The organism is Gemmatimonadales bacterium (assembly GCA_036279355.1).
Classification (GTDB): Bacteria; Gemmatimonadota; Gemmatimonadetes; order Gemmatimonadales; family GWC2-71-9; genus DASQPE01.
Window position 1 is genome coordinate 1 of the sequence record DASUJH010000031.1, and the last position, 10,004, is coordinate 10,004.

The window sequence follows — 10,004 nt, forward strand, 5'->3', positions numbered from 1 at the left end:
GCCGGCTCGGTCGGTATTCTCTCCGCAATCTTCCAGGAGTTCTACGCTCCCCGCCGCACGGCGGCAGCGTACCGCCACCTGCTAAGCCTGCTCGCCGGAATCCCGTCCGTCGTGTTCGGCTTCTGGGGACTCGTCGTGCTCGCCCCGATCATCGGGCGAATCCATCCGCCGGGGCCGAGTCTCCTCGCCGCGGTGCTCGTGCTGGCGCTCATGGTGCTGCCCACCGTGGCACTCCTCGCGGAAACCAGCCTCGGCGCCGTGCCGCGCGAGCAGCTCCTCGGCGCCTCGGCGCTCGGACTTTCGCGCTGGAGCGTGGCGACGCACGTAGCGCTGCCGGCCGCGCGGCGCGGGATCGTGGCGGCGCTCGTGCTCGGCGCCGGGCGCGCAGTGGGCGAGACGATGGCGGTGCTCATGGTGTCGGGCAACGTGGTGCAGTGGCCCAGCAGCGTGTTCGATCCCGTGCGCACGCTCACGGCCAACATCGCGCTCGAGATGTCGTACGCGCTGGGCACCCACCGGTCGGCGCTCTTCGTGAGCGGGCTCGCGCTCACGGTGATGGTGATGATCCTGGTCGGCGGGGCCGAAGTGGTGGCGCGCGCACCGAATCACGCGGTGGAGCGCGGCGCGTGACGAGCGGCGCATTGCTCTGGGCGGCACCGGGCCGTACCCGGACTCACCGCCTGCGCGACGCCGCGGGCGGCGCGGCGGTCTGGCTCGCGCCGATGCTCGTCACCGCCGTGTTCCTCTGGCTGCTCGGTGACATCGTTTGGCATGGGGCACGGCAACTGTCGCCCGCATTCCTCTTCACCGATCCGATCGACGCCGGCCGCGCGGGCGGCATCGCACCGATGCTCGTCTCCACGCTCCTGCTGCTCGCCGTCTGCCTTGCGGTCGCGGTGCCGATCGGCTTCGGCACCGCGCTGCTGCTGGCCGAGCTCACCCGGCGCGGCGGGTGGTTCGGGGCGACCGTCCGCCGGAGCCTCGACGTACTGGCGGGCGTGCCGTCGATCGTGTTCGGGCTCTTCGGCAACGCCTTCTTCTGTGTCGTGCTCGGATTCGGATTCTCGATTCTCGCTGGCGGCCTCACGCTCGCCTGCATGGTGCTGCCGATCCTCATCCGGTCGGCCGAAGCGGGCATCCGCGGCGTGCCGGATGAGCACCGGCTCGGCGCCGCCGCGCTCGGCTTCTCGCGGGTCTCGACGGCGTTCCGCGTTCTCCTGCCGGCCGCGATGCCCGCGCTCGTCATCGGACTGGTGCTCGGCATCGGCCGCGCGCTGGCCGAGACGGCCGCGCTCATCTTCACCAGCGGGTACGTGACGCGGATGCCCACATCGTTGTTCGATTCCGGGCGTTCGCTCTCGGTCCACATTCTGGACCTCGCGCTCAACGTCCCCGGTGGCGACACGAGCGCCTACGCCACGGCGCTCGTGCTTGTCGTGGCGCTTCTCGCGCTCGACGGCGCGGTGTTCTGGATCAGCGCATACCGGCTTACGGGGGGAACTCCGCAGAGATGACCGCGCTGCCGAGAGTGGAGCGAGCCGAAGTCCGCATACGGGGCGAACCCGGCCGCGGCGAAGCGAGCACACACCTCGCCATGGAGGCGCTCACCGTGCGGTACCGCGGGCGGACTGCGGTCGATCGGGTGTCGCTTGCGATTCGCGCGGGACGGATCACTACGCTGGTAGGTCCCTCGGGCTGCGGCAAGACCACCCTGCTCCGCTGTCTCAATCGACTGATCGACCTGGTCCCCGGCGCCACCGTGTCGGGTGCCGTGCAACTCGGCTCGCTCGACGTGCTCGCGCCGGAAACCGACGTCGTAGCGCTCCGGCGGCGCGTCGGCATGATCTTCCAGCAGCCGAATCCGTTCCCGATGTCGGTGCGCCGCAACCTGGAGCTGCCGCTCCGGGAGCACGGCGTGGGCGACCGCGCCGAGCGCGAGGCCCGCGCCGAGGAGGCGCTCCGCGCGGTCGGGCTCTGGGAGGAGATCAAGGATCGGCTCGGCGCCTCCGCGCGCGAGTTGTCGGGGGGCCAGCAGCAGCGTCTTTGCATCGCCCGCGCGCTGGTGCTGCGCCCCGAGGTGTTGCTCATGGACGAACCGTGCAGCGCCCTCGACCCGATCGCGAGCGGCGTGGTGGAAGACCTGATCACGAGTTTCCGCGGCCGCCTCACGGTGGTCGTGGTGACGCACCAGCTGGCGCAGGCGCGCCGCAACGGCGACGATGCGGCGCTCCTCTGGCTCCGCGACGGCGCCGGCTCTCTGGTCGAGGCGGCGCCGACCGACCGATTCTTTCACGCGCCCGAGAGCCCGGTGACGGCGTCCTACGTCGCGGGCCGGCGCGGCTGAGACGAGCGACGCGCGGACGAGCAACGAACGAAGGAGGCAACGGTGGGCATTGCGACCAATCCGGAGCAGGCGGTCCTCGACCGCTACGCCCGCGCCGCGCAGGAGCGCGAGGCGGCGCTCTGCTGCCCGGTGGACTACGATCCGCGCTATCTCGCCGTAATTCCGGACGAGATCAAGGAGCGCGACTACGGCTGCGGCGACCCCTCCGCGTTCGTCCGCGAGGGCGACACGGTGCTCGATCTCGGCTCGGGCGGCGGCAAGATCTGCTACATCGCCGCCCAGATCGTGGGGCCCGCGGGCCGGGTGATCGGCGTCGACATGAACGACCAGATGCTGGCGCTGGCCGAGCGCCACCGCGCCGCCATCGGCGACAGGCTCGGCTATCACAACGTCGAGTTCCGGAAGGGCCGGATTCAGGATCTGCGGCTCGACCTCACCCGCTGCGATGCGTATCTCTCGGCGCATCCCGTGCGCGGCAGCGCCGAGTTGGCGGCGTTCGAGGCCTTTGCCGACGAGAGCCGAGCGCGCGAGCCGCTGGTGGCCGGCGAGTCGGTCGACGTCGTGCTCTCCAACTGCGTGCTCAATCTGGTCCGCCCCGCGGACAAGGTGCAGCTCTTCGACGAGATCTTTCGGGTGGTGCGCCGCGGCGGCCGAGTGGCCATCAGCGACATCGTGAGCGACGAGGACGTGCCCGACGCGATGCGGCGCGACCCGGAACTCTGGTCCGGCTGCATCTCGGGCGCGCTCCGGGAGGACGAGTTCCTCGACGCCTTCGACCGCGCGGGGTTCTACGGCATGCGCATCGCCAAGCGCGACGAGCGGCCGTGGCGGACGGTCGAGGGCATCGAGTTCCGCTCGGTCACCGTCACCGCGCACAAGGGCAAGCAGGGCCGCTGCCTCGAGCGGCGCCAGGCGGTGATCTATCGCGGCCCGTGGAAGCGCGTGATTGACGACGACGGCCACGTGCTCGAACGCGGCCAGCGGATGGCGGTGTGCGACAAGACCTTTGCGCTGTACGGGAAGGAGCCCTACGCGAGCGACATCCTGCCGGTGCCGCCGCTGGCGGAGGTGCCGCTCGATGAAGCGGCGGAATTCGATTGCCGCGGCACGGCGCGGCGCCACCCGCGCGAGACGAAGGGCGCTGACTACCGCGCGACCGACGCCGGCGCCGAATCGTGCTGCGGCCCGGAAGGGTGCTGCTGACTCAGGCCACGGCGCCGCCGCACGAGCTGCCCGCGCCCGCGGTGCAGCCGAAGCAGTGTGGTCCGGTCACGATGCTGCGCGCGTCGAGCGCGTCGCGGACGGCATCGAAGATGGTGCGCGGTGCGGGTGCCGCGAGCGGCAGCTCCAACATCTGGTTGAAGTCGCAATCGTAGAGGGTGCCGTCCCAGCCGACCGAGAGCGTGTTGCGACACATGACGCCGGCCGCCGCCGCGGGGTTGTACGCCGCCACCAGCCGCGCCATGTACTCCTCGGTCTTGTCCTGCTTCTCCAGAAACTCGAGGAATCGGCTGATCGGCATGTTGGTGATGGTGTAGAGGTGATCGAAGGCGATGCCGTAGCGCGTCATCATCTGCCGCTTCCAATGGGCCTCGAGCGAGCGCTGGTTGCCTGGCAGATAGGTGCCGACCGGATTGGTGACGAGATCGAGCACGAGGCCCGTGCCCTGGCCGTAGCCCAGCTCATTGAAGCGGCGGAGCGCCGCGATCGACTCCTCGAAGACGCCCTCGCCGCGCTGCGCGTCGGTCTCCCGCGCCTGGAAGTACGGCAGCGACGCCACCACCTCGACGCGGTGCTCGGCCAGGAGCGCCGGGATGTCCGCGTAGTTCGGCAGCAGCGTCGCGGTGAGATTGCAGCGGTGCATGACGCGGCGGCCCGTGGCCGAGGCGCGCACGATGATCTCGCGAAAGTCGGGATGCAGCTCGGGTGCGCCGCCGGTGACGTCGAGCGTAGGCACCTCTTCGCGCTCGAAGAACGCGAGGCAGGCCTCCATCACCGCTCGCGGCATCACCTCGGTGCGATCGGGGCCGGCGTCCACGTGGCAATGCGCGCAGGTCTGGTTGCAGCGCTTGCCGAGGTTGATCTGGAGGATGTCGACGCGGGTGGCGGTGAGCGGAAAGAGGCCCGAGTCGGCCAGCGCGTCGTCGAAGCGGCGCGCGACCGGCACCCGGTCGAGACGATCGCGCTGCACGGCTGCCGCGGCGAGCGGCGCGCGGGCCTTGGCGAGCGTGGGAAGGACTCGGCCCATGCGGTTACATCCCGAGATCGTCGACGTGGTTGAGCATCTGCACCCCGTGTACGAGCGAGGCGCCGCCCCGGATTGCCGCGGCGACGTGCACCGCCTCGGTCATCTCGTCGAGGTTGGAGCCCTTCTCCAGCGCGTCCTTCGAGTAGGCGTCGATGCAATAGGGGCACTGCACCGCGTGCGCCACCGCGAGCGCGATGAGCGACTTCTCCCGCGCCGAGAGCGCGCCCTCGGCGAACACGGCGTTGTAGTAGTCGAAGAACCTGGCCGCCAGCTCGGGCGAGCCGCGCCCGATCTCGCTGAAGCGGCCGAGGTCGTGCCGGTCGTAGTAGCTGGGGCGCTCGCCGGTGCGTGAGGAGGAATCCGACATTGGCTGGTGCACTCCGGGAGGAAGGACCCCAATATAACGGCGTGATTGCGTCCGGGGTTTCCCCGCCGGAGGTGTCGGTCGTCATTCCCACCCTGGACGAGGCGGGAGCGATCGGACATCTGCTGGACGATCTGAGCACGCTGGCTCCGCCGCACGAGGTGATCGTGGCGGACGGCGGGAGCGGAGACGGCACGCCCGCCGTCGCGGCGGCGCGCGGCGCACGCGTGATCGAGGGGCCGCGTGGACGGGGCGGCCAGCTTCGCGCCGGTGCAGCCGCCGCGCGCGCGCCGGTGCTCTGCTTTCTGCACGCGGACGTGCGGCTCGACACGGCGGCGCTCGCGGCGCTCGAGCAGGTCGTGCGCACCCGCGCGCCGGGTGCCCACGCGTTTCGGCTGAGAATCGATGGTGCGGGATTCGGTTTTCGCCTCATCGAGTGCGGCGCCAACGCTCGCTCGGCGTGGTGCCGGCTTCCCTATGGCGATCAGGGGCTCGTCGTGTCCCGGGCGGAATACGAGGCGGCCGGCGGCTATCCAGCGGTGCCGCTGATGGAAGACGTGGCGCTGGTGCGCGCGCTCGGGCGCATCACCTCGGTGCGGCTGCTCCCAGCCGCGGTGCGGGTGTCGGCCCGGCGATGGGAGCGTGATGGCCTCATCCGGCGGACGCTGCGCAACTGGGGACTGCTCGCGGCGTACCTGGCCGGGACCTCGCCAGAGCGGCTGGCCAAGCGCTACCGGGCGGCCGCTGAGCCGGATAAGCGCCCGAACGATCCCGACTAGCGCCCGGTCCCGGCGCGCGAGGCCTGCCACGCGCGCCAATCCGCCGCGGTGTCGATGTCCCGCAGCTCCTCCAGCAACGCCACGCTGATCCCTTCGGCAGCCGCGCGCTCGAGCGTCGCCGCGAGCGTGCGGGGCGAGCTCCACGGAACCCGATCGAAGAGCGCGGGGAGCGGCCGCCGCACGCCCACTAGGTAGTAGCCCCCGTCGCTCGCGGGGCCGAACACGGCGTCCGCCCGGTCGAGCCGCGCAAAGGCGTCTTCCACGACCGCCGCATTCACCTCCGGACAATCGGTGCCGATCACGACCACCTTCGCCGCGCCGGCCGCCTGCCGCGCCGCGATGGCCGCGGCCATGCGCGCGCCCAGGTCGCCCTCGCGCTGCGGCTCCATGCGCGGCGCGGTGCCGAGCCACTCGCGCATGGCGCTTTCGCGATCCGCCGGCGTGAACGCGACGACGACGTCGCAGTGGCGAACCTCGGCAACGGCGCGCACCACGAGCGCGCCGAGCTCCCGGTAAGCCGCGAGCGCCGCCGCGGCGCCCAGCTCGGCCGCGAGCCGCGTCTTCACTCGGCCGAGCTCGGGCGCGCGCGCAAGGATCACGAGGGCGCGCTGCGGATTCGATGATGCCGGCATGGTCGTCGGCCGAAGATAGCAGCCGCGCTCGGAGTTTTCCGCTCTCGCTCGCATAGAATCCGTCCCGGTCTTCCCCGCGGTGCTTCCTAGGTTGGGCTCGCCGTCGCACCCGCGCTTGCCGTCGGCGCGCATCCCCAGCCCAGGAGGCACCATGTCCCGCAGCACCTCCCCTCGCGGCGCCCACGCTGTCGGCGCCCGCCCGGCCGCGCGCGTCGGCGTCCGCCTCGCGACGCTCGCGCTCCTCGCCACCGCCGCCGCGTGCGGCGAGCGCGGCGGGCCCACCGGCACGACGGACGGCGTGCTGGAAGGCCGCCGAGCGGCGTCCCCCGGCATCACGGCCAGCGACCAGCGCCAGCAGCTCGAGGATCTGGCCCGCACCGTCGCCCTCTCGCTCAGCGATCCGGCGATTCGGAGCCGGCTCAAGCGCCAGCTCGACGGCTCCCAGGTCCGCGAGCACAAGATCCAGTTCCAGCGCTACCTCTCGGCGGAGGGCGGCGCGCCGGCCACCGAAATGGCGCAGGCAAGCGGCGCCGGGTTGTCGGCGCTCGAGGCCGGAGCCCGGTCCGCAATCCCGCTCGAGCTCTACCTGCCGGTGCCCGAGCACCGGACCCGCTGGACCGGCGGCGAGAACGTGCTGGTCGCGACCGAGCTCAACGACCACGAGGCGCCGGTGGCGTTCGACACCAAGGGCCACCGCCGGGTGCTGAGCCCCGACACCCCGCCGGCCACGCCCGTTCTGGCGCTGGTGCCGCAGGAGACGAACTTCGACGCCCCTGCGTCGTCGGGCGTCACCACCGACGCGACCTGCGTCGAGCCCTATTCCGGCGGTTTCGGCACGGTGACCGGCAGCTCCTGCGATATCAGCGGGAGCGACCCGGGCGTACCGTCCCCCGGCCTCTGGATGACCGGCGCCTCATTCACGGGCACATTTGAGGGTTGGTTGAAGGGGAGTCCCGAATTTGAGGTCCATATCCTGGGCCAGGCGGGGACCACGGACTCGCTCAAGGATTACCAGTGCGCGGGGGAGCACCAGCCGACGCCCTACTACTTCGACCAGAACGCGACGTCCTGGACGGGCAGAGTGCTCCTGTTCAGCCAGACCCAGATCAACAGTTACAAGCAGGCGCATCAAGGCAACAGCATGCGGGTGGTCGTCATCGAGGACGATGATACCGCGTGCCAGATCAAGCTCGATGCCGGGCGCTTCGCCACGTTCCTGCGGGTGCTCGACTCGGCGTACCGGCAGCTCACGGCGGGACGGGACACAACCACCGCGCTCCAGCACTTCTGGAATCAGGCCAAGGCGGTGCAGAACATTTTCCAGTCCCTCTGGTCGGTCATTACCACCCAGGACGATCTGGTCGGGGAGGCGGTGCGGGACGCAGTTGCGGGCGAGTTCAGGCCGGGCGCCAACTGGATCGTGAAAGGCGAAAACAACATCACGACCGGCGCGCTCAATCTCAAGATGTACTGAGGTCGGCGGTGTTGCAGGCCCACCGGGGAGGGCTCGGGCCCTCCCCCTTGCCGGGAGGTCGTCACGTGCGCATCGCGGCGTTGGTCGGATCGGCTTTGCTGTTGGCAGGCGCGACGGGAAGCCTGGCCGCACAGGAGCACCGGTGGGGCATTTCGACGGACTTCGGAATCACCCGCTTCTGGGGAGCCGCGCGGGACGTGAGCACCAGCGATGGTGCTGTGTCGCACCCGTATCGACCCACGACGTTCGCCCTCCGGCTCGACCGCAGCTTTGGCCGGGTAGTCGCAGCGTTCGGGGTGCAGTACGCACAATCCGGGCTCGCCGTCGAAGCGTCCGACTTGTCCGTCGTGGGAAAGGGCGCATTCAAATGGGTGCAGCTCGCACCGGAAGCGGCGTACCGCCTGACCATGCTCGGCGGCAATTCACTCTACGTGTTCGGCGGGCCCGTGCTCGACATCTGGAACCCCGGTAACGGCGAGGGACGCACCAGGGCGGGCGGGCGAGCCGGCCTTGAGCTGCGGGTCCCGTTTGGCCGGAGCATCGCGGGGCTGGTGCGCGCCGCCGGCGCAGTCACCGGCTCGGTGTTCGAGGATGGAGAATTGCCCGCCGGGTTCGAGAGCACCACAATGAGCCGAGCCGGCGTTTCGCTCGGGTTCCGCGTGGGGCTTTGAGGCTATGGGAGCGTCCGGCGTCCCGCGTCAGGCGGCCACGCGGCTGCCACAGGACTCGCAGAAGTTGCCGTCCGCCGGGAGGGGGGCTCCGCAGCGGGCACACTCGACCGGCACACGGAGCCGGGCGCCGCATGAGGAGCAGAAGAGCGCATCGGGCTCGGGCCGCGGGCCGCAGGATGCGCAGACCGGAGCCGACGGCGGCGCAGTCGAGCGCGCCGAGCGGATGAGGCGCACCTGGCGCGCGATCATCGCCTCGATGTCGCCTGACGTGGCGAAATTGCCCGCGGTGGCGTTGGCCACCGAGTCCGCTGCTGCGTTCGCTGCCGCGGCCGCCTCCTGGTCCGCCGCGGCTTCTGCCCGCATGGCGGCGATGGCGATCGATGTGTACTTGGCCTTGAGCTGCTCGTAATCGGCGTCGGAGAGCTTCCCGGTTTCGCGGTCGAATTCGATTTCCTTGAGCGCCGTAAGAGCCACGCCCTTGGGCGTCTCCTCGGGGTCGAGCGGCTCCACGGCAGCGGGCTGCCGGGGCGCGGGCCGGATCAGCGGACCGAGCGCAAGCCAGAGCACCGCGAGGCCCACGGCCACCGCGGCCACTGCCTCATACGCCATCAGTCATCCACCTCGGTCAGCTCGCGCCGGAGCCGGTCCAGCTCTTCCGGCGTCGCGGTCGACGTGGCCGGGGGAGGCATCGGAGGGACGCGCGGCACGCCGCCCTCCGCCGCCGCCACTGCTCCGCGCCGCGAAACGATGGCCACGACGCCCGCGCCCGCCAGCGCGATGAGCGCTCCCGGCACCAGATACCCGGCCAGGTTGAACCCCTCGGCCGGGGGCGCCATGAGCACCTTCTCGCCGTACTTGGCGACGAAGGCATCGACGATCTGCTGCGCCGTCTTGCCGCTGTCGTAGAGTGCCACCACTTCCTTGTGCAGCTCGGGCGAATAGCTGCACGAAAAGTCGGTGGTCCGGCAGGTGTAGATGTCGAGATTGCAGCCGCAGGTGCAGTGCAGGTGCTGCTCGATCTGCTTGATCGCCTCGTCGTTGTCGGCGGCGGTGGTGGCGCTGAGCGGTCGGCCGGCGGCATCCGGATCGCGCAGGCTGCCGTTGGCGCCTTCGCCCGCGAGCGGCTCCTCGCTCGGCTGCTGTCCCGCCTGCTGGCCTGGTTGCTGAGCGAAGAGCCGCTCGAGCGGCCCGATGCCCGCCGCCGCGCCGGCCGCGGTGGAAATGCCGAGCGCACCGGCCCCAATGCGTGCCGCGCCTGACCCGAGAAACCGTCGGCGGTTCACCGTGCCTCCCCGGCGAGCGCAACCTCGTACCCCGCCTGTACCATGCGCCGAGGCCGCGCCTGGATCGTCGGTCCGCCGCCCGGCCACATGGTCACGATGCCGCCGAACGCCAGCACGAATCCGCCGAACCATACCCACCAGACCAGCGGATTCACATTGAACCGGTACACGGCCTCTTCGCTGCCGTTCACCGACCCGGCGAACACGAC

Annotated in this window: 13 protein-coding genes; 7 read left to right on the forward strand and 6 right to left on the reverse strand. The window is 70.9% G+C overall.

The genetic code is table 11. The features are described 5' to 3' along the window. The 4 genes from VFW66_08590 to VFW66_08605 all read left to right on the forward strand — a co-directional run. The coding region (locus VFW66_08590; GenBank protein ID HEX5386741.1) for an ABC transporter permease subunit at positions 1 to 630 on the forward strand (630 nt) is incomplete at its 5' end. Then, entirely contained in the window at positions 627 to 1,514 is an 888-nt protein-coding gene (gene pstA, locus VFW66_08595; protein HEX5386742.1) for a phosphate ABC transporter permease PstA, read from the forward strand. The genes VFW66_08590 and pstA, both read left to right, overlap by 4 nt. After that, positions 1,511 to 2,344, forward strand: coding sequence for a phosphate ABC transporter ATP-binding protein (locus tag VFW66_08600; protein ID HEX5386743.1), 834 nt, complete (start codon positions 1,511 to 1,513; stop codon positions 2,342 to 2,344). Before pstA ends, VFW66_08600 begins: the two co-directional genes overlap by 4 nt. Positions 2,345 to 2,386: 42 nt before the next feature. Next, positions 2,387 to 3,547 (forward strand): methyltransferase domain-containing protein, encoded by a 1,161-nt coding sequence (locus VFW66_08605; GenBank protein HEX5386744.1) that lies wholly within the window; start codon positions 2,387 to 2,389, stop codon positions 3,545 to 3,547. A 1-nt stretch (position 3,548) separates the two neighbouring features. Here the strand turns inward: VFW66_08605 and arsS are convergent, their stop codons facing one another. Next, on the reverse strand, positions 3,549 to 4,592 hold the full coding sequence (gene arsS, locus VFW66_08610; protein HEX5386745.1) for an arsenosugar biosynthesis radical SAM (seleno)protein ArsS: 1,044 nt from the start codon (positions 4,590 to 4,592) through the stop codon (positions 3,549 to 3,551). 4 nt (positions 4,593 to 4,596) lie between these two features. Next, entirely contained in the window at positions 4,597 to 4,959 is a 363-nt protein-coding gene (locus VFW66_08615; GenBank protein HEX5386746.1) for an arsenosugar biosynthesis-associated peroxidase-like protein, read from the reverse strand. 41 nt (positions 4,960 to 5,000) lie between these two features. Between VFW66_08615 and VFW66_08620 the strand changes: the two genes are divergently transcribed. Then, a complete protein-coding gene (locus VFW66_08620) occupies positions 5,001 to 5,735 on the forward strand; it encodes a TIGR04283 family arsenosugar biosynthesis glycosyltransferase (GenBank protein HEX5386747.1) in 735 nt (244 codons plus the stop codon). Here VFW66_08620 and VFW66_08625 read toward each other — a convergent pair. Beyond that, the gene (locus VFW66_08625; protein HEX5386748.1) at positions 5,732 to 6,421 is read right to left on the reverse strand and encodes a TIGR04282 family arsenosugar biosynthesis glycosyltransferase; all 690 of its coding nucleotides are present in this window, start codon (positions 6,419 to 6,421) and stop codon (positions 5,732 to 5,734) included. The two genes, VFW66_08620 and VFW66_08625, sit on opposite strands and share 4 nt — an antisense overlap. A 97-nt stretch (positions 6,422 to 6,518) precedes the next feature. Between VFW66_08625 and VFW66_08630 the strand changes: the two genes are divergently transcribed. Both VFW66_08630 and VFW66_08635 read left to right on the forward strand, forming a co-directional pair. Next, complete coding sequence (locus VFW66_08630) at positions 6,519 to 7,841, forward strand: hypothetical protein (protein ID HEX5386749.1); 1,323 nt, start codon at positions 6,519 to 6,521, stop codon at positions 7,839 to 7,841. A gap of 65 nt (positions 7,842 to 7,906) precedes the next feature. Further along, positions 7,907 to 8,512, forward strand: coding sequence for a hypothetical protein (locus VFW66_08635; GenBank protein ID HEX5386750.1), 606 nt, complete (start codon positions 7,907 to 7,909; stop codon positions 8,510 to 8,512). 27 nt (positions 8,513 to 8,539) lie between these two features. Here the strand turns inward: VFW66_08635 and VFW66_08640 are convergent, their stop codons facing one another. From VFW66_08640 to VFW66_08650, 3 genes are all read right to left on the reverse strand, one after another. Continuing rightward, on the reverse strand, positions 8,540 to 9,121 hold the full coding sequence (locus VFW66_08640; GenBank protein ID HEX5386751.1) for a zinc ribbon domain-containing protein: 582 nt from the start codon (positions 9,119 to 9,121) through the stop codon (positions 8,540 to 8,542). Further along, positions 9,121 to 9,795 (reverse strand): cytochrome c-type biogenesis protein CcmH, encoded by a 675-nt coding sequence (locus VFW66_08645; protein ID HEX5386752.1) that lies wholly within the window; start codon positions 9,793 to 9,795, stop codon positions 9,121 to 9,123. The genes VFW66_08640 and VFW66_08645 overlap by 1 nt, the downstream gene beginning before the upstream one ends. Beyond that, on the reverse strand, positions 9,792 to 10,004 hold a 213-nt coding region (locus VFW66_08650), incomplete at its 5' end, for a hypothetical protein (protein ID HEX5386753.1). The genes VFW66_08650 and VFW66_08645, both read right to left, overlap by 4 nt.